Source organism: Bacillus sp. E214 (assembly GCF_008087365.1).
GTDB lineage: Bacteria > Bacillota > Bacilli > Bacillales > Pradoshiaceae > Pradoshia.
On the sequence record NZ_VENN01000001.1, the window covers coordinates 1,123,699 to 1,150,107 of the forward strand.

24 protein-coding genes are annotated in these 26,409 nt (G+C 36.4%); 3 read left to right on the plus strand and 21 right to left on the minus strand.

Annotated features, from left to right (window positions below):
- Nucleotides 1-688: 688 nt before the first annotated feature.
- The 12 genes from FHY47_RS05165 to FHY47_RS19445 all read right to left on the minus strand — a co-directional run bounded on the left by FHY47_RS05165 (nucleotide 689) and on the right by FHY47_RS19445 (nucleotide 12,679).
- Nucleotides 689-2,242, minus strand: coding sequence for an acyl-CoA synthetase (locus tag FHY47_RS05165; protein ID WP_066103481.1), 1,554 nt, complete (start codon nucleotides 2,240-2,242; stop codon nucleotides 689-691).
- A 641-nt stretch (nucleotides 2,243-2,883) separates the two neighbouring features.
- Nucleotides 2,884-4,029 carry a histidine kinase N-terminal domain-containing protein gene (locus FHY47_RS05170; protein WP_066103480.1) on the minus strand — a complete coding sequence of 382 codons (1,146 nt, stop codon included), beginning with the start codon at nucleotides 4,027-4,029 and terminating at the stop codon, nucleotides 2,884-2,886.
- A 367-nt stretch (nucleotides 4,030-4,396) separates the two neighbouring features.
- On the minus strand, nucleotides 4,397-4,546 hold the full coding sequence (locus FHY47_RS05175) for a lmo0937 family membrane protein (protein ID WP_139063809.1): 150 nt from the start codon (nucleotides 4,544-4,546) through the stop codon (nucleotides 4,397-4,399).
- 104 nt (nucleotides 4,547-4,650) lie between these two features.
- The gene (locus tag FHY47_RS05180) at nucleotides 4,651-5,127 is read right to left on the minus strand and encodes a dCTP deaminase/dUTPase family protein (protein ID WP_066103479.1); all 477 of its coding nucleotides are present in this window, start codon (nucleotides 5,125-5,127) and stop codon (nucleotides 4,651-4,653) included.
- Nucleotides 5,128-5,139: 12 nt separating this feature from the next.
- Nucleotides 5,140-7,449, minus strand: coding sequence for an ATP-dependent DNA helicase (locus FHY47_RS05185; RefSeq protein ID WP_139891858.1), 2,310 nt, complete (start codon nucleotides 7,447-7,449; stop codon nucleotides 5,140-5,142).
- A 265-nt stretch (nucleotides 7,450-7,714) separates the two neighbouring features.
- Nucleotides 7,715-8,131 carry a CBS domain-containing protein gene (locus tag FHY47_RS05190; RefSeq protein WP_066103476.1) on the minus strand — a complete coding sequence of 139 codons (417 nt, stop codon included), beginning with the start codon at nucleotides 8,129-8,131 and terminating at the stop codon, nucleotides 7,715-7,717.
- A gap of 83 nt (nucleotides 8,132-8,214) precedes the next feature.
- Nucleotides 8,215-8,871 carry a GTP pyrophosphokinase gene (locus FHY47_RS05195; protein ID WP_225983575.1) on the minus strand — a complete coding sequence of 219 codons (657 nt, stop codon included), beginning with the start codon at nucleotides 8,869-8,871 and terminating at the stop codon, nucleotides 8,215-8,217.
- A 172-nt stretch (nucleotides 8,872-9,043) separates the two neighbouring features.
- Nucleotides 9,044-9,241 carry a cold-shock protein gene (locus FHY47_RS05200; RefSeq protein ID WP_066103474.1) on the minus strand — a complete coding sequence of 66 codons (198 nt, stop codon included), beginning with the start codon at nucleotides 9,239-9,241 and terminating at the stop codon, nucleotides 9,044-9,046.
- An 81-nt stretch (nucleotides 9,242-9,322) separates the two neighbouring features.
- Complete coding sequence (locus tag FHY47_RS05205) at nucleotides 9,323-9,523, minus strand: cold-shock protein (protein ID WP_066103471.1); 201 nt, start codon at nucleotides 9,521-9,523, stop codon at nucleotides 9,323-9,325.
- A gap of 220 nt (nucleotides 9,524-9,743) precedes the next feature.
- Entirely contained in the window at nucleotides 9,744-10,295 is a 552-nt protein-coding gene (locus tag FHY47_RS05210; RefSeq protein WP_066103469.1) for a mismatch-specific DNA-glycosylase, read from the minus strand.
- A 175-nt stretch (nucleotides 10,296-10,470) separates the two neighbouring features.
- Nucleotides 10,471-11,565, minus strand: coding sequence for an SEC-C metal-binding domain-containing protein (locus FHY47_RS05215; protein ID WP_139891857.1), 1,095 nt, complete (start codon nucleotides 11,563-11,565; stop codon nucleotides 10,471-10,473).
- A gap of 244 nt (nucleotides 11,566-11,809) precedes the next feature.
- A complete protein-coding gene (locus tag FHY47_RS19445; protein WP_316245986.1) occupies nucleotides 11,810-12,679 on the minus strand; it encodes a 3D domain-containing protein in 870 nt (289 codons plus the stop codon).
- A gap of 351 nt (nucleotides 12,680-13,030) precedes the next feature.
- Between FHY47_RS19445 and FHY47_RS05225 the strand changes: the two genes are divergently transcribed.
- The gene (locus FHY47_RS05225; protein ID WP_066103460.1) at nucleotides 13,031-14,623 is read left to right on the plus strand and encodes an ABC-F family ATP-binding cassette domain-containing protein; all 1,593 of its coding nucleotides are present in this window, start codon (nucleotides 13,031-13,033) and stop codon (nucleotides 14,621-14,623) included.
- Between the two features lie 174 nt (nucleotides 14,624-14,797).
- On the opposite strand, the gene FHY47_RS05230 is transcribed toward FHY47_RS05225, so the two are convergent.
- The 8 genes from FHY47_RS05230 to helD all read right to left on the minus strand — a co-directional run bounded on the left by FHY47_RS05230 (nucleotide 14,798) and on the right by helD (nucleotide 23,494).
- Complete coding sequence (locus FHY47_RS05230) at nucleotides 14,798-15,511, minus strand: AAA family ATPase (RefSeq protein WP_066103458.1); 714 nt, start codon at nucleotides 15,509-15,511, stop codon at nucleotides 14,798-14,800.
- Nucleotides 15,512-15,906: 395 nt separating this feature from the next.
- Nucleotides 15,907-16,530: an ECF transporter S component gene (locus tag FHY47_RS05235; RefSeq protein WP_066103455.1), complete on the minus strand. Its 624-nt coding sequence runs from the start codon at nucleotides 16,528-16,530 to the stop codon at nucleotides 15,907-15,909.
- A gap of 524 nt (nucleotides 16,531-17,054) precedes the next feature.
- A complete protein-coding gene (locus FHY47_RS05240; RefSeq protein WP_148629781.1) occupies nucleotides 17,055-17,618 on the minus strand; it encodes an HAD-IA family hydrolase in 564 nt (187 codons plus the stop codon).
- Nucleotides 17,619-17,629: 11 nt separating this feature from the next.
- Nucleotides 17,630-18,490: a CvfB family protein gene (locus tag FHY47_RS05245; protein WP_140461526.1), complete on the minus strand. Its 861-nt coding sequence runs from the start codon at nucleotides 18,488-18,490 to the stop codon at nucleotides 17,630-17,632.
- Nucleotides 18,491-18,537: 47 nt separating this feature from the next.
- Nucleotides 18,538-19,440, minus strand: a complete 903-nt coding sequence (locus tag FHY47_RS05250) for a DUF1848 domain-containing protein (protein WP_222861897.1) — start codon at nucleotides 19,438-19,440, stop codon at nucleotides 18,538-18,540.
- Nucleotides 19,441-19,466: 26 nt separating this feature from the next.
- Complete coding sequence (locus FHY47_RS05255; RefSeq protein WP_066103446.1) at nucleotides 19,467-20,222, minus strand: ABC transporter permease; 756 nt, start codon at nucleotides 20,220-20,222, stop codon at nucleotides 19,467-19,469.
- Nucleotides 20,219-21,127, minus strand: a complete 909-nt coding sequence (locus FHY47_RS05260; protein WP_066103443.1) for an ABC transporter ATP-binding protein — start codon at nucleotides 21,125-21,127, stop codon at nucleotides 20,219-20,221. The genes FHY47_RS05255 and FHY47_RS05260 overlap by 4 nt, the downstream gene beginning before the upstream one ends.
- Nucleotides 21,128-21,253: 126 nt before the next feature.
- Nucleotides 21,254-23,494 (minus strand): RNA polymerase recycling motor HelD, encoded by a 2,241-nt coding sequence (gene helD, locus FHY47_RS05265; protein WP_262365967.1) that lies wholly within the window; start codon nucleotides 23,492-23,494, stop codon nucleotides 21,254-21,256.
- An 88-nt stretch (nucleotides 23,495-23,582) separates the two neighbouring features.
- On the opposite strand from helD, the gene FHY47_RS05270 reads away from it, so the two are divergent.
- Entirely contained in the window at nucleotides 23,583-23,867 is a 285-nt protein-coding gene (locus FHY47_RS05270) for a hypothetical protein (RefSeq protein ID WP_066103440.1), read from the plus strand.
- Nucleotides 23,868-23,970: 103 nt separating this feature from the next.
- Here FHY47_RS05270 and FHY47_RS05275 read toward each other — a convergent pair whose 3' ends face one another.
- A complete protein-coding gene (locus tag FHY47_RS05275) occupies nucleotides 23,971-25,503 on the minus strand; it encodes a hypothetical protein (protein ID WP_148629782.1) in 1,533 nt (510 codons plus the stop codon).
- Nucleotides 25,504-25,703: 200 nt separating this feature from the next.
- Between FHY47_RS05275 and FHY47_RS05280 the strand changes: the two genes are divergently transcribed.
- Entirely contained in the window at nucleotides 25,704-26,273 is a 570-nt protein-coding gene (locus tag FHY47_RS05280; RefSeq protein ID WP_139891851.1) for a biotin transporter BioY, read from the plus strand.
- The last annotated feature ends 136 nt before the right edge of the window (nucleotides 26,274-26,409 follow it).

The following is a 26,409-nucleotide window of genomic DNA, read 5'->3' on the forward strand; positions in this document are numbered from 1 at the left end:
GGCTTTTATGTAGAAATGATTGATTTCCAAACAACCTTTTTTCCTTGCTGTTTGAATATCAATCATAGGCTTTTTGACCTGCAGACGGAACTTCTTTACTTAAACTGTAACTTAAAACCTATACATAATATGTTGTAATTTGTAAGCTAACTAAAAAAAGATAGAATAAATCTATCATCAATTTCCACACTTCTATTCATAGGATTTAATTTTGAAACTATTATTCTTTGGAAACAGTGATACATTACTTCTTTTATTAAGACTTGTTAATTTAGAAAAAACGATTTCCCATTTAAAATCAATCCATATACATAGCTTAAAAGGTACTTTAAGTAAATAATAAAGCGTGGATTAATAGTAATAGAGCGGATTTAATTAATTATTGAGCCGAACTTCAACATAATTGAGCCAAACCACTTTGTAATGATCAAATTAGTGAGAGTATGTGTGAAAAGAAGCCAAATAAGCGCAGATTTTCATTTTTGATATACTTCTATATTTAAGCCACTATAACGATTATTATTCTACCGTGCCTATTAGTATAGATAATTACCCGATAGACACATATAGTTGATCCTTTTTTCTCCCTTATAAATTAAAATTTAACTAGCAAAGTCGCATAAATAAAGGCAGTGATTAGCCACTAAATATGCCTCTCACTGCCTCATGCTCAAATGACTGACCTTATCTACTTTTCTGTCTCTAAATATCCCTTTCTAAGGACTGTCTTAACAATTTTCCCAGCTGCGTTTCTTGGCAATGAATCTACGAAATGTACCAGCTTAGGCTTTTTATAGGATGCCAAATGATTCTGGCAAAAGAGAATGACTTCTTCCTCTGTCATTGTTTCACCAGACTTCAGAACGATATATGCTTGAACCACTTCTCCCCATTTTTCATCAACTGCACCGACCACAGCACTTTCAACCACTTTGGCATGCCTATTTAAGACTTGTTCGATTTCGGCTGGATAGATATTCTCTCCTCCACTAATAATCATATCTTTTTTACGGTCAACGACATAAATAAACCCTTCATCATCCATCCGAACTAAATCCCCGCTATGAAACCATCCTCCATGGAATGCCTCTCTTGTTGCCTCTGGGTTTTTATAATATTCTTTCATAACGGTTGGTCCACGGTAGACAATTTCACCTACATCCCCGAGCGGAACATCATTCATATGGTCATCAACAACCCGGACTTCTACGTTGACCACCGGCTTACCAACGGATGAATTTTTCCTAATAGAGTCCTCTGGCTGAAGACAGGTGGTAACTGGGCTCATTTCTGTTTGTCCAAAAGGATCGCGCAGTTTCCCATTTGGAAAATATTTTGTTATCTTCTCTTTCAATAATAGAGAACAGGGTGCACTCCCAGCGGCACACCTTTCTAATGATGTTAGATCATAGTCTTCAATCGAAGGGAATTCTACAAGCATATGCCACATGGTCGGTGCTAAAAAGATAAAATTAATTCGCTCTTTCTCGATGGTTTGAAGTACTGCTTCGGGGTTGAATTGTGAATGAATCACGGTAGTTCCATTAATGGGGTATAAAAGAGTTGATAGAGCAGCAATGTGAAATAAGGGAGCAACTAATAATTGCTTAAAATTCGAGCTAAGTCCTGCTGTGACGACTTGGTTCATCCCATTCATGCACATATTTTGATGAGTTAAAACTGCTCCTTTTGGACGCCCAGTTGTACCTGAAGTATAAATAATAAGCGCACCATCATCACCCGATAATGAATTGCATGGGCGATACGTTGAGGAGCGGTCATATATTGTCTCATATGGTATATGGGAAGAGGAAGAATCTCCATTCACGATAACTATACTGTCTACAAGCTGAATTTGTGATCGTATCGACTCAATCACAGGTAAAAAAACGTGATCAACAAATAATATTTTACACTCAGATTGCCCTATGATATATGCTAGCTCATCTTTTGTGAGGCGAAAATTTATTGGAACTCCCAATGCTCCCACCAATGAGGTGGCAAAGAAAACATCAATAAAAGGAAGTCCATTCAAGAGCATAAATCCAACCTTATCCTGATATCCTATTCCATTTTCCTGCAACCAACCCGCTAAGTGGGTTGCTCTTTTCTCTGCCTCACGATAGGTCCGTCTCTCACTGCCAAATATGTATGCCTCTCTCTCATGAGCTGTGTGTGCTGACCTGCGTAGATACTCTCCGATCAACAATGATCTGGATAAATCCAAATTAGATGTCGTCACATAAATCCCTCCATATTTAAACTTTAATTTATTTGAACAAAATCACTTAAATGGTTCAATATGAAATCATCCTCTATGGGGAATTGGCAAGCATCCATTGTATTTTGCCATCACTTACAATAATGCAATTATGATGCCAATCTGTATTTTGGCAATCACACGCTAATGTTCAATTATTCATGTCTTCAAATCACACACATCAATGATTACAGGTGTTTGATAGTCTAACACATTTATCCACGTCTATTTTTATAATGATAATGGAATCTGATGGGAAAATAATGAATTTCTCGTATTCTATACTGTCCATTGTGTAAAACGACGTGCCTTAAAAGAATCTAAATCCGAGCGCCATGATAAACTCCTTCTGCTGTTCCTGTGGGCCAATTTATATGAGTATTCTCTTGCTCTTTTTCCTTTTAGAACATAATAAACAGCACCTGCCCATATTGGGTAAGTGCTGCTTAATTTCTATTACATATACAAATAAACAGCGTATTGATCCTGAGTCATTCATACAGCCCTGTCAGCCTCTCCGGACTGCTTTTAGAGGTATTTTTAATTACTAACCGAATAAATGTAAATGACCCATATCAAATTTGAAAAACGAATCCGAACAATAAAGAGCTCTTAAATAGAACTCACTGCGGAGGATTGATAATGATAGAATCGGGCAGATAAATACTGAATTCCGTCCATTCTGGATTGGATGTGCATAATAAGTCTCCATTATAACTATCAATAATTTTTTTGCATACATACAGGCCAATACCCGTACCTAATTCCTTCGTAGTGAAAAATGGCTCAAAGATCGACTCAATAATATCATTTGCAATCATTGGCCCATTATTGGACAAACTTATCACTAATTGATTGTTCTTAATTGTGGATTTTACTTTAATCACACGCTGAGGCGGCTGATTTTTCAAGGCATCAATTGAGTTAACAAACAGATTAAGGGCAACCTGCTTCAATCCATTTCTGCTTGCCTTTATAATTAAATCTTCCGGAACATCGATTTCAACCTTAACATTGGTGTCGATAATGTTCGCATAGCTTAATTGTTTAATCTCTTCAATCAGATCTCTGATTGATATATCCATGATAATCTCTTCATTGAATTCAGCCTTTGATGTGTGCAAAAATTGGCTAATGCGAAAATTTAATTGATTAAGCTCATATTCCATGATATCCAAGTATTTCATATCCGGAAATTCTTTTCTCAAAATCTTATTAAAGCCCATTACAGCAGTAAGCGGATTACGGAATTCATGCACAAAGCTTGATGATATTTGGCCGAGCAGTGCTAATTTATCCTTATGGTTTTCATTGATGAACGTAGTCTTCTGATCAATGACTTGATTTTTTAAGTGTATACATGTCGAAACCATTTCATAGCTGAATGTGTCAAATTGTCTATTGATATTATTAACTGTACTTTGTAGTACATAAGACGGTATATCCATCTTCAGCACAAAATTCACAAATATTCTGCGCCCCTGATTGATATTATATAAGACATCTCCTATATTAATATCATCCATTCGCTCAACGGCTGTGCTTGCCGCCATTTCCTTAATTTGGCTTTCAGATATTTTCCCGTTTATCGTGTCAATCAATTGCATAAACATAATCTTACGCGGTTGTTTCAAAGATTCTAGATAATCCTCTTTATTCGGCGCCTTAATCGAATCTAAATACTCCTGAAATAAACTCGCCTCTTCTTTAATCAATAAATCCTCAATCAGCTGTTGATATTCACTTTGCTTTAATAAAATTGGCTCCATTCCATTAGACCACCATTTCACTTAGCTTTACATGTATGTTCTATATTCGACAAATACACCTGATATCCTTTACTAACTTTAAAACATCTCCAGATTGAGAATATTGTAATATTCATGTAAAATGATTACTTTCGTGTAATTCCATTTTTTCGCTTAAAATATACTTTTCTTTGCTTTATCGTCTATGTAAAGAGGTGAAAAATAAGGTCAGATGTTTAATGATAATCAAAAAACAACTCGAGTAACGAAACATACTCAATTCTGTCCATCTAAAAAGGACTATATATAGGAAGCAATGTCCTTATATAGTCCTCAATTAATTGGCTGATATAGTTAATGTGATTTCTTTAGTTTTAGATCTGCCTATTCACCTTTGCGAAATTCTGTTTTTAATAATATTATAAACAAGTACTAACGCAGCCACTATTAAGAAAACATGGATAATTGCTCCGCCAATTTTAAATATAAGACCTAATAACCATATAGCCAATAAGATTCCAACTAATGTCCAAAGCATTTGAATCATCTCTCTTCCAATAAGGGTTTCATTTACCTATTTTTACCCATTTGAAAAGATTTAAAACAAAAGCGATTATTAATAACAATTTATTACCGTACCAATCAGCGTTTGGTAGAACCAAATCCACCGGTTCTGCTTGCATGTAGTACTTGATCCTCATCTGCTAATAGATACTGTTTAAAAATACCCTGTGCAATCCTGTCCCCTTTTTTTACAAGAACCGGAGCTTCTCCGCGATTAGTAATGGAAATACCAATATTCCCATCATTTTCAGGGTTTCCATAGTAGGAAGAATCAATAATGCCTGTCCCATTTGATAGAACTAGCCCATATTTCACTCCCAAACTACTTCTGATATGTATCTCCAATAATTCATTTTGCTGCATATAGGCTTTGACGTTAGTCCAAAACAGATGCTTTCCTCCAACATTCAATGTAATGGTTTCGTTTGAAAAAAAATCATATCCTGCTGATCCGGCATCTCCGCGCATTGGGAGCTTGACTTCATCCTCCGTCATTTGAACCTTGATATACGCAGAATTAACAACTTCGAATCCTCTTACTTTTTGCTCTTTCATATAAATCTCCTTTTATGTAACAATATCCTTGTAACTATTAATAATTTTAAACTGACTCCACATTTCAGGAAACAAAGATTGATATTTATCGGTTAAAAATCGATCATCTATTAAAGTAAGCGTACCTGTATCCTGTTCACTGCGAATTAATCGACCTGCAGCCTGCAATACTTTGTTCATCCCCGGATAAACATACGCGTAATCAAATCCATTTTTACTTTTTGAGTGATAATAGTCGCGAATTAAGTTTCTTTCTTCATTTAATTGAGGCAATCCAACTCCAATTATGATAACCCCACTCAATCTATTGCCAACCAGGTCGATTCCTTCAGAAAAGATTCCGCCTAATACTGTAAAGCCAATTACAGGAATATCTAGGTTCTCTTCAAAGGCTGACAGAAAATCTTCTCTTTCCTGCTCACTCATTCCTTGATTTTGTATCAGAATTTTAGAAGGTTCCTCAAATTCCTCCAGTTCGTCCATAACCATTCTTAAAAATTGGTAGGACGGGAAAAACACTAAAAAATTACCTCTGTTTTTTGTAATTGCATGAATGGTTCTGGCAATTTGAACACTAGATACCGAGCGATCATGGAATCTTGTAGAAAGCGGCTGTATTGCTATATCCAACTGATCTGGGGAAAATGGTGAACCGATTTGAATCCGATAATCCCCATCACCACTTCCTAATGCATCCATGTAATAGCCAATTGGCGTCAATGTAGCCGAGAAGAATAGAGTGGAAGCAAATCCCTTCGTCATCTTTTGCAAATTTAAAGCAGGATCCAAACAAAACAGCTTTAAGTATACATTATTGCTTCCCTTTATTACATGCGTCGTATAATGCTCATTATAATACTTAGCTATCCGTAGGAAATTCTGTGATTGAAAAAAGGTTTCTAATAAATCAATTTCATTTGACGTATGATTTTCTCCATACCTGGTTAATTGAGCACCGGCATGAAGTACGAAATCTTCCAGTGCATCCAGCAACTCGTCCGGCTTTTCCGAATAAGCAGCTGATTTCCTTTCGCCCAATTTCTTCCTTTGCTGAATCAATAATGCATTAATTACTTTAGCTGCATTTGATAGCTCTGGATTCAATTGGCCGTACGCCCTTTTTATATCTAGAAATGCTTTCTTTTCCAACTCTGCAGAAAACATTTCCCGGCCGCGTTCCACCAGATTATGCGCTTCATCAACCAGAATTACAGTTCGTTTCTTTTGCTCATCAGATAGTCGTTTCAAGAATACTCGTGGATCAAAAATATAATTATAATCGCAAATCACAATGTCTGCCAGGTATGCTAATTCAATCGAATATTCAAAAGGACATACTCGGTGGCGCTGAGCGTATTCCAGAATTGTTTCTCTATCCATTAACCATTCATTTTCTAAAATATCCAAAACAGCAGCATTAATTCGGTCATAATGCCCCTCCCCATATATACATTGGCCAGAGGTGCAATCAGGACACATTTTATCCTTAGCTGTAAGGGTAACAGTTTTCACTTTTAAACCTTTGCCAATTAAGATGTTTAGTGTATCCTCAGCCACTTGCCTCGTAATTGTTTTGGCTGTTAAATAGAAAAATCGTTCAATCTTATGGTCTATTTCTCCCATCATTTTTATGGATGGAAATATAAAAGAAATGGTCTTTCCAATGCCAGTTGGCGCCAATGCGAATAATTTTTTTCGTTCAGAAATGGTTTTCCAGGCTGCTCCTATGAGCTTTCGCTGTCCCTTTCTAAAATTTCCGAACGGAAATTCAATTTTTGCTGCTGAATTGAGCTTTTCTCTCCGTATCTTTAATTGCAGGATTGCAAATGGTGTAAAGTTTTCGAGTACTTGAGTTAGAAATTGTTCTAATTCTTTAAATGTTAGGGTTTTGCGAAACGAGGCTGTTTGATTAGTCAATATTTGTACGTAAGTCAATTGTATATCAATATGTTTCAGACCTTCATTCAAACAGTATATATAGCCATAACACATTGCCTGAGCCCAGTGTACAGGGTATGTATTTTCATCAATCCCATCAAGAGCTCCAGAGGTTGATTTAATTTCCTCAATGACTGTTCCTTCTCGCCTATGTAAAATACCATCACATCTTCCTTCAATCTCATAAAGAATATCCCCGTATTCCATTATCAGATTAAGAGGTACCTCTTTTTCATCGTTCTCCTCATATTCTGCTTGTCTTCTTTGATGAATTCTTGTCCCCTCAATCATAGAACTGGCCGTGCGAAAACGTCCGTCCAAATCGCCGCCCCGATAAACATATTCAACTAACTGTCTAATGGATATATGATACTCACCTAACATGTACACTCACCCAACCTGCGTCATAGTACCATTATCATACCATATAGGGTACAGATGTTCTTACTTAAATGAAATTGAAAGAACATCATTCATATAAAGTAGGGACTATTGAAATCTCTTTGCTTCACCCTTAATAGTAACTAAAACAGGGTATTCTCAGATTTTGAGAATACCCTGTTTTGTTTGATTGCCTTGTCACATAATCACTTAATATGAATATTTCTAATTTCCGCTTTTATGAAGAATATATATACTCGGCTTTTTCTTAATTTTCTTCTGAAATATCCTGCAAAGCTTCACCGGCTTCGTCATTACCGGTATAGCTTACGGCCAAATCACCTAAGGATACAATTCCAACAAGTTTACCGTTTTCCAGGACAGGCAGACGCCTAATTTGATGTTGAGCCATTAGTGCAGCTGCTTCCTCCTCTGTTGTATCAGGGTTTGCAGTCACAACATTTTGATGCATCACATCTGTTACCCTAGTTGAACCTGGCCGTTTTTCAGCAATTCCGTCCACAACCAGATCGCGGTCCGTAATGATGCCAATCAATGTATTATCCTCACAGACAGGAATGATTCCTACATTATCTTCTTTCATTTTCAAAGCAACCTCATATACATTATCAAGCGGTGTAACATAGTCTACATTTGTGGTCATAATTTCTCTTAACATCGTCATGAGCTATACCTCACTTCCTTTTACCTCTATCTTCCCCTTTTTTACCTTTTTGACACATTTTTTTAATGGAAGAAGGAGGTTAATTAAAGTTTGGTTTCACTCATTAATTTATCAATATCTTTATATATCTGAACTTCTTCATTAATTCTGAGCATTTTATCGTCCAATTCTGCAATCATATCGGCAGACCCTTTTAATTCTTGGAGTAGATGCTCAGGTACATCCTTAGAGAATTTATAATAAATTTTATGTTCCAGGCTCGCCCAAAAGTCCATGGCAATGGTTCTAATTTGTATTTCCACCGGCATCCATTTTTTACAGTTCGAAAAAAACACTGGTATTTCCGTAATCAAATGAAGGCTCCTATACCCGTTTGACTTAGGGTTTTTAATATAATCTTTAATCTCAATAATATGTATATCATCCTGTTTTCCAAGGGCATCTACAATCGCATAAATATCCGTCGTAAACGAACAGGAAATACGAATCCCGGCTATATCACGGACATTCTGCTGTGCATTTTCAACCGTAATATCTAGGTTTTTTCGTTTTAATTTTTTCATAATACTCTGTGGACTTTTCATTCTCGATTTAATATGTTCGATTGGATTGTAATTGTGAATCAATTCAAACTCCTGATTTAATATTTCCAGTTTTGTATTCATTTCACTTAATGCAAACTTATAGCCAATTAAAAATTCTTTCCATTCATTTAATTCTTGTTCATAAGGCAAATTCACAGTTGGGATACCTCTTTTCTGTAGTGTTTACATACCCCTACATACGATTAAGACGAATAAATGGTTTCATTTTGATCTATTGAAAATACTGTTAAATTCACAAAATAAAAAACAAGACAAAAAAAACAGACCACATATTCAATGGTCTGTTTCTGTGAGAAAGCTGGACGGCTTAATCGTTCCGTCTAGGATTATTAATCGCTTGAAGCATTTTAATTCCTTCTGTCATCTCACTACCACATAATGGACACTTAGGTGTTGCTGTAGCTTTGAAATTGTCACGTACCCAACCGTTACAATCATCAGAAGTACATTCCCACACCTTCGTTTCTTCAGGGATTATTTCCTCAACATTTTTTCGATTATACATAACCGGCACACCTTTCTTTTAGAAGTTAATTATGTAGTAAAAGACTATCCATACCTGGGATAGCCTTTATTCGCATACTTCTTAAAGCTTAATTACGTTTTCAGCTTGAGGTCCGCGAGCGCCTTCTGTTACGTCGAACTGTACGCTTTGGCCTTCTTCTAGAGATTTGAAACCTTCGCCTTGAATAGCGGAGAAATGTACGAATACATCATTTTCGCCTTCAACTTCAATGAATCCGAAACCTTTTTCTGCATTAAACCATTTTACTTTACCGTTTTTCATTTTGTTACCTCCAAAAATGTGTGATAAATAAAGATTCACCTATTATAAAAAGTACCGCTCTGTAAAAAAGAGAACACTTTATAATAAGTGAATGTCTATTTACGGTCAATTTTATAAAGATAAACATTATACCTTATAATACGGCACATTTTCAGAAATGTCAATAATCTGCTGAACTTTCTAACCATATCATGCCTCTGTCAGCAGATATTATACCTATTTATTTTTGAGATTTATTCCACTCATATAATTGCCGGAAATAGTCTATTCGTTCTTCTCTCGTATAATGGGCATTTACCCCGCTTGTAGATGGAACAACAAAGATATAGCAGCCTTCCCAATCAGGTGTAGCAAAAAACAAGCCGTCCTGAAGACCTGGTTCTACTTTGCCTTTAAGACGGTTTGTTGCATAGCGGAAGGCAGTAATCCCAATGAAGCATAAACATTTAGGCTTGTATTGAGTGATTAAATTCCTTAGGTCAGCCGCACCCTCTATAAATTCATCTTTTTTCAAATCAGAAGAAGATCTTGTTGCCCTGCCGACAATATCAGTTATTCCGTAACCATAGTCCAAGAGCTTTGCCGTCTCCTCAGGTTTAAACTGATACGGCGTAATGCCACCCAAATACAAACCCTTCCAAAACAAATTCGCTGGATTCGCAAAATGATACCCTTTTAGAGCAGAAATTCTGCCAGGATTAATCCCACAAAATACAATATCCAATCCAGGCTTGATATAGGTTGGCAATGTTAAAGATTCAAAATCCTCCATTCATACCCTCCTCGCTCTATTTTGGATGATTATAACGCATTTAAGAATGATGATAAAGTAATCAACTTATGACTGTTCTTACATCTACTTCTTTGTTAAAAATAAAAAACACGGCATATCCCCCGTAGCAAACGCCACGAGGTACACACCATGTTCACAAGTTACCTGTATGAGATTAAGCTTTACCGCAGCATTTTTTATATTTTTTGCCGCTGCCGCATGGGCAAGGTTCATTTCTGCCTACTTTTGGTTGAGTTTTTAGAACTGGAGCAGAAGCTGCAGGTTTACTAGCAGATGGAGAGGATAATTCAGAAGGTGTGTGACCTTTTAAAATCCATAGTCTTGTATTGTTTACGACAGTAACCATTTTTTCAACCAGTGCATTAATATCTTTTTCTGACTCAAATTCAATTTGTTCTCCAAACCATTTCACCACATCAGGCAAGGATTCTCCGAATTGAACTTTAAAGATAAAACGGTCTGCCAATTCTGCTGCTTCTTCTTGTTTCAAAGAATACGTATCTGATAAATAGTGAATGAATTCAACCATTTGCTCTGTTCTTTCAAATGGCTCGTACCGGTTCACGTTTACCATAGTTTCAGCAGGAATATGGTAGTATTTCAAGCCTACTCTGCTTGCCTGAGCCTGTTTAAATCCATCTAATTCCTTGATAGTATCATGAATAATATATTCATCATCTAGACGGAAATCTCCATAGAAATCTTCCAAATATCGAATGTAATTGTGCAGCCATTCAATATCCACTTCTTCCTGGATATATCCTTCAATCAATTTATGAGCTTTTTCAACCTCTATAAATCCATAATAACGAATTAACCCAAAAAGAATGTTTGTCACTTTTTGATTACGGTTAATGACAGTCATGATTTCTTTTGGATTTAAATTGTAAAATTGTTTCATTACTTCAGTCGGCATTACAACCACTGGTTGATCTTCCACTTTGGAAGGGTGGATATATCCGATACTTGATAAGTAAAATACATTTTCAAGTCCAATTTGTTCTATTGGCATAATCCCGCTTTTTGTCATCATCGCTACAATAGCTGTGTATTGATGAAGATCCATCATTTGAACCTTCTCAGGGACAGAAGCTGGTATTTTCTCAGCCAGTGCTGCTACCAATTCTTTTTTTCTTAATGAACTCATGTTTTTTAAATTTAGATTTCTGCGGATATTCTTTAAAGCATCCATCTTTAATGAATCCAGCAAACTCTCTAAATTATATTCATCTACAGTTGCAGTTGTCATCAGAATTCCTCCATATTGATTCAAAAACTAAAAATATAATAATTCCCCGTCAAAGAATTAAATTTTACTACAAATCACGAAAAAAATAAACTGTCGCTCTATTCCTAAATTTTAAATTCCTTCTATACACTTATGTAATTGACTAAAACATATGGTATTGATACTACCCCTCTTTTACTAGAATAGAAAGGAAAAAGCAATCCAGCGTGCTTGGATTGCTTTTCATGACCAATCAAAAAACCTATCAGTCTTCCAAAATTTTCACATCAACTGTTTTAATACCCCAGTCTTCCGCTTCACTTTGTGATGGAATAAAAACATCAATTTTATTACCTTTAATTGCTCCTCCAATATCTCCGGCAATTGCATGTCCGTACCCTTCCACATAAACTTTTGTGCCCAGTGGAATTACAGATGGGTCAACAGCAATTACTTTTTGATTAGGATTAGCTTTAAGATCTATACCAGTGTATGTGACACCAGTTCCACCTTCACAATCCGCGGTATAAGCTGTTGCCTTAACAGTAATGATTTTCTCATCCTGCTCAGAGTTTTCAGCAGATGTATTTATTTCTTCATCTACTTCTTCAACTTCAGAAGTTACGGCAGTTTCTGTATTTTTATTTACCTCTTCTTCAATTGGTGATTTTACAGATGTTTCTTTTACCTCATCTTTATCTTCAACTGCAGGTGTTTTAATAACCTTATTTTCCTGAGTCTTTTCCGTCTTTACAGCCTTTTCTATCTTAGATAAGTCTGTTCTACGTTCAGTCGATTGCACGTCTTTCGTTTCGACTCGATCTGTTGCATCGGCAGCAGCGTTAGCAGATGATTGTATGTTCATTTCTGTATCTTTAATGCTTGAATTAATAGATTCATATGAAGTATGCTCAAACTCTTTATCATTCTGAATGATTGTAGAGCTTGTCTTTTTTTCAGGCATATCTATAAACATAAAATCAGTCAAATCATCTTTCACTACTTGACTTACTTCAGCTGTTGGCTGCTGATCTATATGTTGAGTTTTATTATTATTGAATGAGGAAACGAAGCCACCTTGTATGACTCCCGCAAGTGATGTTGAGATTAATACTGCAATAATCAATTGATTCATCGGGCTAACCTCCTTTATTTTGACCGAATGAATTTCAGACATTATCCTACCAGCTAACTAAAATAGTTGTTAAGAACAAATAGATGTTAAACCTATTACATATATGTCACTAATATTACGTTAATGTAACAAATTTACAGAAAAGTATATCAGTAAGCGCTTTATCTATTGATTCTGTTAGTACTGGATTTTTTGTCTTTATAGCTAAAGAAGTAGTTGTTTTACATAAATTACCACCGTCAAAGTGCTGTTTTCTGACTAAAACACGAGAATGTTAGCACTTCTCTTTCAAAATGTGTACATGTGGTGATATAATTTGCTAGATACCAGCAAACGGAGGAAATGAAATACATGATTACTGTAAATAACGTAGGTCTTCGCTTTGGAGACCGAAAATTGTTCGAAGATGTAAATATTAAATTTACACCTGGAAACTGCTATGGATTAATTGGCGCCAACGGTGCCGGAAAATCTACTTTTCTTAAAATCTTATCAGGTGAGCTAGAGCCTCAATCTGGAACTGTCAGCCTTGGCCCTGGAGAGCGCCTTACAGTCTTAAAGCAAAACCACTTCGAATATGAAGATATTGAAGTGATTCAAGTAGTTATTATGGGACATGCCCGACTTTATGAAGTTATGAAAGAAAAAGATGCTATTTATATGAAGGAAAACTTCTCCGACGAAGATGGTATGAGAGCAGCAGAACTTGAAGGTGAATTTGCTGAACTGAATGGTTGGGAAGCAGAACCTGATGCAGCAATCCTACTTAAAGGGTTAGGGATACCAGAAGAATTACACAACAAAAAGATGGCTGAGCTAGATGGTGGAGAAAAAGTAAAAGTATTGCTTGCACAAGCTTTATTTGGCAAACCGGACGTATTATTACTCGATGAGCCTACCAACCACCTTGATATCAAAGCTATTCAATGGCTTGAAGAATTTTTAATCAACTTTGAGAATACGGTAATTGTTGTATCCCATGACCGTCATTTCTTGAATAAAGTATGTACACATATTGCAGACCTTGATTTCGGAAAAATCCAATTGTATGTCGGAAACTATGATTTCTGGTATGAGTCCAGCCAATTGGCACAAAAATTAACAGCTGAGTCCAATAAGAAAAAGGAAGAAAAGATTAAGGAATTACAAGCATTCGTTGCCCGTTTCAGTGCTAATGCTTCTAAATCTAAACAGGCCACTTCCCGTAAAAAATTATTGGAAAAGATTACGCTCGATGATATTAGACCTTCATCCCGCCGTTATCCATATGTACACTTCACTCCAGAGCGCGAAATTGGTAATGATCTTCTGCGTGTAGAAGGTCTATCCAAAACGATTGATGGAGAAAAGGTACTGAACAATGTTAGCTTTATTATGAATAAAGACGACAAAATCGCTTTAGTTGGTCAAAATGATAATGCCAAAACAGCTCTATTTAAAATCCTAATGGGTGAAATGGAAGCTGATGAAGGAACATTCAAATGGGGAGTTACAACTTCACAATCCTACTTCCCTAAAGACAACTCTGAGTTCTTTGAAGGAAACGAGCAAACTCTAGTGGATTGGCTTCGTCAATTCTCTCCACAGGATGAAAGCGAATCATTCCTTCGTGGTTTCCTCGGAAGAATGCTCTTCTCTGGTGAAGAAGTAATGAAGAAACCGTCTGTTCTTTCCGGTGGCGAAAAAGTTCGTTGTATGCTATCCAAAATGATGCTCAGCGGAGCAAATGTTCTTCTTTTGGATGAACCGACGAACCATCTAGACTTGGAATCCATCACAGCAGTCAATAACGGTATGATTAATTTCAAAGGTGCCATGATCTTCACATCTCATGACCACCAGTTTATCCAAACGATTGCAAACCGTATTATCGAAATTACTCCAGATGGCATCATCGACAAACAAATGACGTATGATGAGTATTTAGAGACAGTTAAAAAGTAATGAATGCAAAAGACTATCAGTGAATTTTAACTGATAGTCTTTTTCTTATAATTTGGATTAGTGCCTTGTTAAATATAAAAAATTACAAAACAGCTTAAATCCTTCTGTATTTCATACTCCATAATTAAAGCCTTAATCTTAATCAAACGACTACATACGGTGTCTTCTGGATGATTAATCTTCTAATATCTCTCGCAAAAACTTGTGTCTATTTTGTAAAAAGTAATTCGTTATTTGATAGTGATCTGTCATTTCATAATCTATCTCTTTAATTGTATCGTTATCAAAACTTAGAATTGTGGCGTTGGGATATCCTAAAAGAATTGGAGAATGTGTAGCGATTATAAATTGACTGTCCCCTGCAGTGACTAAATCATGTAAGATTTTCAAAAATGAAAGTTGTCGCTGGGGTGATAAGGCAGCTTCTGGTTCATCTAATAAATAGATGGCTCTCCCTTTAAATCGGTTTAAAAAGAGGGACAAAAAAGACTCGCCATGAGATTGTTGATGCAAAGAACGTCCGCCATAGGCATTATAAGCTTTTACTTCATCAATATGAGAAGCAAAATTATAAAATGACTCTGCTCTAAGAAAAAAACCGTCTGTGACTTTAGGAAGCCACGAAAGCCTTATATATTCGCCAAGTGCGGATTCTGAAGCATGAACATTATAAGTATTATTCCGCCCTCCACCTGCTGTATTAAACTGACATTTATCAGCAATTGCTTCTAGAAGTGTAGATTTTCCTGAACCGTTTTCCCCAACAAAAAATGTAACATTGATTTTCAAATTCAATTGGTGAAGATTCTTTATTGAAGGAATAGAGAAAGGATACTCATTATAAGAAGGTATGTTTTCATGCTCAAGTTGAATTCTCTTTAAGAACAACACTATCACCTACGATTTCCTTTTTTACTTTTTTTTCGAATAAAACGTCCCTTTAACTGAATGAAAAAGACAATAAACCATGCATAGCATTCGACAATCAAATCGGATCGCTTTATTTAACAATTATATACAAAATATCATTACTTTTCACAATTTAATCCCACGAAAATAGTATAAAGCCGCGTAGTTGGAAAAATTGATTATAGACGACACGTACTGCTTATTTTCCTTGAAATTACTCTATACTTAGTAACTTCTATAACACTTGATAATAAGTTCAATCCAAACAGCAACTATAAAAAACGCCATTTTGAATATTGATATTCAAAATGGCGTTCAAATTAATATGTGAGTTTGACATTTCTTAATTGATATTCAGAAATAGTGACATGAGTTTATCTTCTCGAAATCTTTAATAAAGGCGGAACTACCGCCATCGTTACCATCCCGGCAAGGAGTGCTTCGGCAAGTCCATTTGTAAAAAACACAGTTAAAACAGCTTTATAAATGGCACTTGTACTGCCAGCGTTAATAGCCTCTGCATAGGCATCCTGAAATAGAAAGGTAATAGAACCCATAACCAAGAATGTATGCATAAAAGTGGACACTAAAGCTGTAATAAATAAAGCAGGTTTTTGAAGCGAATTTTTCTTTGTTATAGCATTACGAAATGCTTTAAAAATATAGTAAGGTATAAATCCAATCATTACTCTTGGAACAATGGCAATAAATAACGCCCAAAAACTTCCTTGATCTGTTCCTAATACGGGAATTGCTGGTGAAAAAGCAAATGATAATAATGTCGGAGTAATCGTATTTACAGCAATACTAGTAAATCCAAATACTAATCCCAATAACGCACCTATCTTTGGGCCTAAAATAATAGAGGCAATAATAATTGGAATATGAATTAAGGTTGCTTTAATTACACCTAAATGAATAAAACCAAATGGTGTAAACGCAAATAATAGAATAATAGATAAAAAAATGGCTGTTAAAGTAAAGTCTTTTATTTTCAACTTTCTAACTCCTTCAGTAATCAAATTTCTTTAAATTATCTTTTGATTAGTAAATTAAATTATAAGGATAAATTATTTGGTATGTAAAGATATTTCGCTTTGAGGATTCAAAATTTAATGTAAATCTTAAATATGTGAAATAACCCTTACAGATACTGAATTACATAATTGTACTCATGGGATGTTCATTTATCGCTATACATCCTAAAGATTGAGAAAATATCCAATGGAAAACTAATCCGCTCTATTTCCTTACTGATTCGCTCAATTATTGCTGAATTCGGCTGAATTCTGGTCAGAATCGGCTCTATTATCACTAAAATTGGCTCTATTATTCTGAATAACGGCTCTATTAATGGCTATTTAACCTCATATCTATTCTTTTCTCCTAATCCAGCAATCTTATTAGTAAAGTATATATGTTAAAAATCTATTTCCAGCAAGGGATTCGTTATAATCTATCCATAAAAAGCAAAACAGGTGGGAAAGAACAATTTGTTCTCTCTCCACCTGTTGAACTTAACTTATCTTTTAACAATCTCAAAAAACGTATCATAGCTATTAACATAATAATCCGCACCTGGCGTATCATTCTGAAATAAGCAGGTTTTGATTCCAATACTTTTGGCAGGTAAAATATCTAACTCCCTATCCCCAACCGCGAGATCAATACGGTACTTATCGTGCAGGTACTGATAGCTTGCTGGATGAGGTTTTTTTGGATATCCGTCATCAATGGCTACTATTTCTGTGAAATATTGATCCATTCCGTTTGCTTTTAAAATACTCTCGGCACCTTCACGGTATTTATGCGTCATGATTACATTTAAATCCGCTGCCTCCAGCACATTCTTCACTCCCGGAAACGGTTTGAAATCCAAGGGCTTTAACTGCCGTTCAAGTATATGAATATGTTTAATTTGTTCTTCGGTTAGCTTAAGTTCGTTGAACGCATGGCCAAACGACACCTTTAGCAAGGAAAAGATTTCTTCCTCCGAAAGAGGTGTCTCCACTGCACTTTTGACCATTCTCGCATAACCGGGATAGGTATCAAATAAAGTGCCGTCAAAGTCCCAAAGTATATTCATATCCATTCCCCTTATTGTTTCGTTATCTTCGTCCAGCCATCCTCTTGTGTAATTCTGCGATCCTTCATTAGTCGGCCGAGTGCACGTTTAAAAGCTGCTTTACTCATACCAAAACGTTTTTGGATAGACTCCGGATCCGATTTATCCCAATAAGGCATGCTGCCCCCGCGGCTTTCAAGATAAGTAAAGATTGCTTCCGCATCTTCATCAAGGCGTTCATGCGTACGTGGCAGCAACGAGCCGTTTGTACTGCCATCAGGCTTAACTTCAATAATTCTGCCCTTGACCAATTCACCCAGCCTTGGTTCATTCGCACGTTCACTCTCATGAATGAAACAGCGGTACCCTTCTGTTGTTAAAATAAAGGTGCCTACTTTTAATAAACGGTAAGCTCTTCCCTCAAAATCTTTATTTTTTATTGATTCAGGAGCATGCTCGCTTAATTCCTGTACAACGGTTTCAGTAGCAAGACGACCAAACATTCTGCCTCTATTGTCGACTTTTAATGTAACATAAAGCTGGTCTCCTACTTCTGGCCATAGGCTTTTTAATTTTGGTAAATCGTCACTGGAGATCAATAAATCCTTTTGAAGTCCGATATCAAGGAAAACCCCGTGGCTTGGATGAACATCCACGACCGGAACCCAATCATAATCACCTTCAGTAATGGTTGGCAATTTCATGGAGGCTGTCAATCGGCCTTCTTTATCGTTAAATAAGAAAACCTCTATTTCTTGCCCTATTTCAAGATCACCAACGATTTCATGTGTGTGAAGCAAAACATCTTCTTCACCATTAGAAAGAAAGTATCCGAATGAAACCTCTCTTTCCACTGTTAATGTTGCTTTAATACCTGGTTGTAAATAACTCATTAACTCTTCACCGCTTCCTTTATACGATCCTTAAGTATATCATTATTTTACCCGTTTATCAGTAAATAAGGACTAGTTGGATCATGTTTTTGTCTATTTGTCTGCACCAGCTTCGGACTTCTTACCGCATAGCAATATACGCAGCCAAATGGGCATGTATCATATGAACCCATCTCTTCTGCCTCCATGCACCCACATTCAGCCCGTTGGTATTTATCCTTTTTACCGGATAATTGCAGGTTAAATACTTCTTCAATAAAGTTTTTATCAATACACGCGCCATGTTTGATTCCGTGTGTATCCAAGTCAATAATCTCCGAACAAGTCTCTGGTACCATTCCATATTGCTTGCAAACTGAACCAATGGTACGGGTCAATGCATTTAAAGCTGACCGATTGTTAGGGTCAAGCCAGTCATCGAATTGATAGCCCTCCACCTTTTCCAGATTAGCAAGTCTACCTTTTGTCTTCGTATAAAAATCTTGAAAACTAATCACTACACGCGTAGTAAACCCGGATAATTGTTTTGCTATATGAGTAAATCGCTCGATATGATACTCCACATTCGTTTTATTGCTTAACACAATGGGATCGTATCGCCAGATTACTTTCTCCTGCCCGATTAAATCAGATATATACTGGAACTCTTTCATTCTGTTAGATAAACTTGGCATCCCTGGCTCAATCTCTTTTGGATAGTCATTTAGAGTATATTGAAACATTAAACGGTAGCCCATCTCCACCAATTCAGGAATATAGGGATTCATCGGTTTTGGATTCTTTGTCCAAAAACAAATTGCATCCACATCTACCGGCAAAAGTGAAACCTTCTTTGTTTGATGACGATTAAAAGGATTCACCTTCATATAATAGCCTTCTCTGATTCGATTCATAAACCACTCAGAGTAAAACGCAGGTATATCTGTTCTCCTGCTGGCACTAATAATCATCATTCTCACCCTTTCAGGCCTTTACTTTATACTGTTATATCCCTTTTTGCAAAGAAAAACCAAGCAACACCATAAAAGAAAATGAAATGCATGATAAGGATGATGATCGAAAAGCCTGGTGACATTCCAGACAGGATAGGTGTATTACCGAATAAGTATTGGTCCCACTGTGTATTGGCAAAGAGCAAAATCTTGCCAAGGGACAGCTCCAGCAACTCTGCAATTTCCGTTACAAACTTCCCGCCAAGTAACGCAGCTATTCCAAACCCAATTGCAAAAGCACTATTTTTAAATACGACAGATACTGCATATGTAAAGGTTGAAATCAGCATCAATTCCAAAAACGTAATTCCATACGTTAACAATAACTTTTGAAACATAAGCCCATAGCCCGCTCCAAAGCCGTAAATGATTCCTCCAATAAGCCAGGAAAAGATAAATGTAGTGGTTAATAAATATATACCATACAATTGAATCGTAAGCCATTTGGCAAATAAGACCATTGACCTTGTTCTCGGACGGATCAATAACAGTTTAATTGTTCCTGTTTGAAATTCATTAGCCAGTATACTCCCCGCCAAACCAATCGCTAGAAATATCGTGATGATTAGGAAGTTGGATAGCACAGACATAAAGTCAATCACATTTCCGTCTGTTCCTTTAATCAGTTTTGTAAAAAAGAATGGTAATAAACAAATCAACAAAGGCATCACCAGAAAGGAGTATCTGACCATTTTGTTATTTGTCATTTTATAGTGTTCGTTATAAAGTAATGACCTCACGAAATTCCAACCTCCCTCGCTGAAATCGTCTGTAAAAAGGTGTCTTCCAACTGATTTTGGTCATAAGCAAGCTGATACACGCTCACTTTATTCAGAACCAGCATTTCATTAAGCATCGGGATATCCTTTTTCTCAACTGATAAGCGAATAAGATTTCCCTTATATGAAATAACCTCATAATTTGCATCTAATACAGCCAGAGCATGTTGGATATCATCCACCTCAATAATAAGCACATGATGATCCATTTTTACATTTGTGATCTCCAATAATTCACCCGCTTTTATGATGCCAATTCGATCACAAAGCATTTCAACCTCAGATAATAGATGAGTGGAAATGAGAATCGATATATTCTCTTCTTTGGCCAAATAGAGAAGATGATTGCGTAAGTCACGCATTCCTTCTGGATCCAACCCGTTTGTTGGCTCGTCCAAAATCAAAATCTTCGGTTTGTGCAAAATGGCCTGGGCGACTCCTAATCTCTGTTTCATTCCTAACGAATATGTATGTACCTTGTCATCGATTCTTTCTGTCAGGTTGACTAATTCAACAACTTCTTCTATTCTATCAGATGATATATTCGAATATAAATTAGCGTATAATTCTAAATTTTGCCACCCAGTTAAATAATCGTAAAAGGCTGGATTTTCAATAATAGCTCCTACATGTTTGATGGCGTCAACAAAAGACGTTCCTACCTCGTGATTCATGATTCTAATCTGGCCGGCATTTTTCTTCATAAGTCCGCAAATCACTCGAATTAAGGTCGTTTTTCCAGCACCATTGGGTCCAATTAAGCCGAAAATTTCGCCTTCTTCTATTTCAAAGCTGATATTTTTAAGGATATCAGAACCAGCTATTTGTTTGCTGATTGATTTGACTTCTAAAACTGTATTTCTCATTCTCCCTGCCTTACCTCCCTAATCCAATCTACTTATCTATTTTACACTACTTACAACCGCTTACCTATATACGGTAAACGTGTTTTCCAAAACAAATAGAAAAAGGGACATTTTCTCCAACAAATGTTAGAGAATAAATGCCCTCTTCTGTTTCCCCATTAGTATCAGTCGGTGAAGAGCTCTGGTCATTACAACATACAATAGTTTAATATCGATCTCATGGTTATCCGAGTATACTTCATTATATGTGACAGCAAATACAGCATCAAACTCCAATCCCTTCGCTAAGTACGACGGTACAATTACTATTTTATCCTTTGGAATAGATGTCGTTTCTTCAAGTAAATAGAGGTCTAGCTCAGTATGCTGTTTAAGAATGGAATTTACAATCGCTGCATCTTCCTCAGTCTTTGTAATAATCGCGAAAGTATTGAATTTTTCTTCCTTTAACTTCCTTACTTGATTAGACAGCTGTTCAGCCCATTCCTCATCAGATGTGATCTCTAAAAATACAGGTGGTTTGCCATGTCGAATGATTGGTTCAACCTCCGGAAATGAAGTGGATAGCCGTTTTAATAATTGATTGGCTTCATTCATAATCTCGACGGTTGTTCGGTAACTCTTTTTCAGCTCTCGATAAATGGCTCTTGGAAAAATGGATTTTCTTACTTCCTGCCAGTCGGTTATTCCCCGGTAAGAATGGATGCCCTGCGCCAAATCACCGACAAGGGTAAACATATCTGTTTCCAAAGCTGTTTTAAGCCCTTGAAGCTGCAAAAAGCTATAATCCTGCGCCTCATCAATCACTACATTCTTTGCCTTTTTCTCCGGCTTAACTCCATAAATTTTTGCATATAAATACAGAATAGGGCCCAAGTCCTCAAGCTCATATTTTTTCTTAGAAAAGATATTCTTACTGCTTTCGCAAAGCTCTAACGCCTCTTTTTTACTGAGTTTATGATCTGAGTATTGAACCAGCCTGTCCGGGTCGCTGTATAATTCTTTATAAAGTGTCCATATATCTCTCTTATCAAAATAGCTCATATAATCCTGGACGGCTTTTTTGATTTCCATTTTCAGATCATTGATCCTCGCCTCTTTTTTATCCAAAGCCAGCGAAATGTATTGCTTCCGCTTTTTCTCATCACCCTTCCAGTTTAAGGCCCTGTCAATTCTGACCTCATAATGCTGAACTACTTTTTTCAGCATTTTATCTTTATTCAAACGTACTTGATTTTGAAGGACTTTTTTTAGTTTCTCGATTCGTTTATAAAGCGGCAAATATGTATACTCATTGTATAAAAGATGATTAAACTGTTTTGCTGTATACAATTTAAACTTATCAACCCGAAAGTCTTCATGCACCATTAAACTGGTTTTTATTTCTTCAACATAATGGTCAAGCACCCCTTGAAATAGAGAGGAACCTTTGATGCTTGAGATGTGAACGAATTGTTGATCCTTGAGGATGTCACGAAGCTTAGTATCCTCTGTCAATTTAATTTTCTTCCCCAGCACCTCTTCCACATATCCCTGAAAGGTCATTTGCCTTACTTTCTCAACACCGAGTTCCGGGAGTGCCTCTGAAATATAATCAAGGAATAAAAAGCTTGGTGCTAAAATTAATAATTGCTCAGGCTGGAATACATCTTTATAGTGATACAAAAAATATGAAATACGGTGCAAAGCAATAGTTGTCTTCCCACTTCCTGCAGCTCCCTGCACAATAATAGGTTTATTTAAATCCGCTCGTATGATTTGATTCTGCTCCTCCTGAATCGTTGCAACAATCTCTGTTAATCGATTGGCAGAACTGCCGGCAAGAGACTCCTGCAATAATTCATCCACCGTCGTAACATCGATATCCCGTATGTCAAGCAACTCTCCATCCTCAATGATGAATTGCCTTTTTAGACTAATGGTACCGTCATAAGTTTCACCTTCTGATGTGTAACTCACTTCTCCCAACCGGCCTTCATAGTATAAATTAGCAATAGGTGAACGCCAATCGATGATCAATTGCTCCTGATTGTCACGTTGGAATAAGGATGTCTTTCCAAAATAAAGCTTCTCCATTCCGCCAGCCTCACGAGAAGTGAAATCAACCCGCGCAAAATATGGTTTAGGTAATGCCTTAATTAAACTTTCCAGTTCGGACCTTGATAGCTGATAGAAGCTTGCACTCGTTAAAAGCTGCGAATACCCCGCACTCTCTACCCAGTCTTCATCTTTAAAAATGTCCTTCATTTTTTCCATAAATTGTTCTTTGTTTGTTTCAGCTGTATCAATGACAACCTGCATGTATTTTTTTATAAATTCGAGCCGTTGTTTCTCCTCTTCAATCTCCTGATTTATACTACTTATCACTCTTTCACCTATCCTTTCTTTATATATTTCAAGAATTCCTGTTTGAAAGACTAAACAAATCACCATACTGCTTATTGGAGGTGGAATCATGTACAGAAATCAAATCGCTTTGGTCTTTTCTGATTTTGGGTTAGATCATCTTTATTTAAAATTTGAAGTGCCGCTTGAAGTTCATGGAATATTGAATGACCCGGAGACGTGTGAAATAATGGAACAATTTTTGTCCGTGTATGACTTTAATTCACAGGAAACTCTCTTATTTGATGAATTTTTCACTCATTTTAAGATATTTAAACGAATAATTACATTCACTAGTGATTTACCCATCCATTATATTGATTTATATAAACCGAGCAGTGAAATCTCTTACTAAATTGATTTTGGGATTTTGCAGGTAACGTTATATTCATACACCCGATACGACAAAATAACCAGACAATCGTTTCATGATTGCCTGGTATTCTTCTTAACGTTATTCACAATAAGTATGGCCCAAATAAACAGGTCATAACTAACAAATTATAGCCTATGTAGTAAAATAATCCAGCAAATAAACCTGTATCTTCCTTCATCACCCAGCGATAGATCATATACGTAACAATACTGATGATTAAAGGCCAAATAATCAAGCTACCATCGAAGTTTAAATATGATGGAGCCGCAAAGAATGACCTTTCTGATAAGACCTCATTCAGCATATAGATCATAGTACCGATATAGAGCAGAATTCCCACCGGCTCTACCCAACTGCGTTCATTCCTTTCGAAAATATCACTCTTGATAAACGACAGGATTCCGTAAAAGACCAATGGAGGAACAACCCATACCAGTCCAAGCACTAGCATAAAAAAGCCGCTGAATATGCCAGAAATAGAATAATATAGAGCGGAGGTATAATCTTCTTTGGTTATTTTTTGTGAAGATTCGATATATCGATCATCATCCGTTGTGCCGTTCAACACATATTCCTTCCCATCAAACGTTTGCCAAGTTATATAATTCTGATCAAGCCATTGAGGTCTGGCAGGTGTGTCTTCCGTATTACTTCTCCTCTCAGCTACCCAGGCTCCTTTTTGCTGCGTGGCATAGTAAACATTATACCCAGAACGCTTTGCAACTCGACTGCCCTCAGCAACAAATAAAATTGCCGGCTTATCATCCTGGTAGGAAATCTGCAAATATCGAGGATTATCTAACTCACTCCCATTCTTCTCATCATAAAAAGTATACTTCTCATTTTTTTCAACTTTTGAAGTAGCTAAATCAAAGCTTAACTCCAACGCTTGATAGGCCCTTTGTCCCTGTGCCATCGAATATTTTTCGATAATAGCTGTAGCTTTTTTGTCTCCGGCATCATAGATGATATTCTCAATTGAATCCCCGCCAGTTGCTGAATGCTCGAGCAGCTCTTTTAATTTTCCATTATACAATGAATAAAAATGAACCTCGGAATCAGATATTTGAAGTCCTACTAAAAAGGACTTACCATTTTTAGCCTGCAATCCTGTGTAAATAGGTTGATCATATGTATGTATAAGCTTTGTTTGACCTGTACCTGCATTATATTCTTTTAGTTCATTCTGATTCCAAAAGAGAACTCCAGCTTGGGTAGGTGAAAAAGAAGTAATGTCTTGAGCGATTACCTGATCCGTTCCCTCTTGGTTGATGGTTAACTTATCATCATCCATATAAATCAGCTGACCCTCGGACGCCCAAATTGGTTCTGCCGGCGCCACTTCGGCTTGGATAGATTCTTCTTTTAACATGTTGAAATTTTGATCCAATACTTTGTGAGAAACATCTGTCTCATCCGGCATAAAAATGTGTAACTCATCATCTATTTGATAACTGTAATATTCCATTGGATATTTTGATGATGCTTTCAAATTGCTTGATCTTCCCCACCCATCATCAGGCAGAGTTGTTTCCAGTCTTACATTGTACACATAATAAAGCAGCAACATGATAAAACCTGTAATAATTGGTATAATTATAGCCTTCTTACTCAAATGAATCCCCCTTAATCTCTAGATCTTTATACTCATTTAAATAATATCACTATATTAGTTTAATTTGGTAGAATTTTCAATAAATTATAATAGTTTAAATTTTACATTTATTTATTAAACAAATCTTGTTAACTTCCCATAAAATATGTTAACCTATTATTTAAATTGGTTTACTTATTTTTCAGTTGAGGTGACTGTCTATGGCTCATGATAAAACGAAAAAGCTAGTTCTCGCAGCAATGTGTGCATCCATCATCTGTCTGTTAGCCCAAATCACCATTCCTTTGCCTCTCATTCCTATTACAGGACAAACATTAGCCGTTGGGATTGTGGCAACCATCTTGGGATCCAGACACAGTACGATTACAGTATTAGTCTATTTAACACTCGGTCTTATAGGCTTACCTGTATTCTCTCAATTCACAAGCGGATTAGGTATTTTATTTGGACCAACGGGCGGTTACTTAATCGGATTCATTCCGACAGCCTTTTTGATTGGGCTATGGTTAGAAAAAACATCCTATACATACAGTCAAGCTTTTTTCGCAAACCTAATCGGTATGTGTATCACCTTAACCGTTGGATGCGTTTGGTTAAAACTATTTGCAGCACTTACCTGGCAGGAAGCTTTAGTAACAGGTATTTATCCTTTTTTACCAGTCGGCATCATTAAAGCATTCCTAGCCGCATGGTTCGGCATCACTATAAGGCAGCGCTTGAACTCTGCTAAACTATTACCAGCTCAAGCTAAAAGATACTCCTCCCTTTGAATTAGGTGGAGTATCTTTTGCTATATTGGGAAGGTATTATCTGTAAGCCGATATAAAGTATGTTTTTATCAGCTTCTCTATTACTGATTATATTTCTACTAGTTATCATAAAAGCAACTAGATACTCCATAGAAAA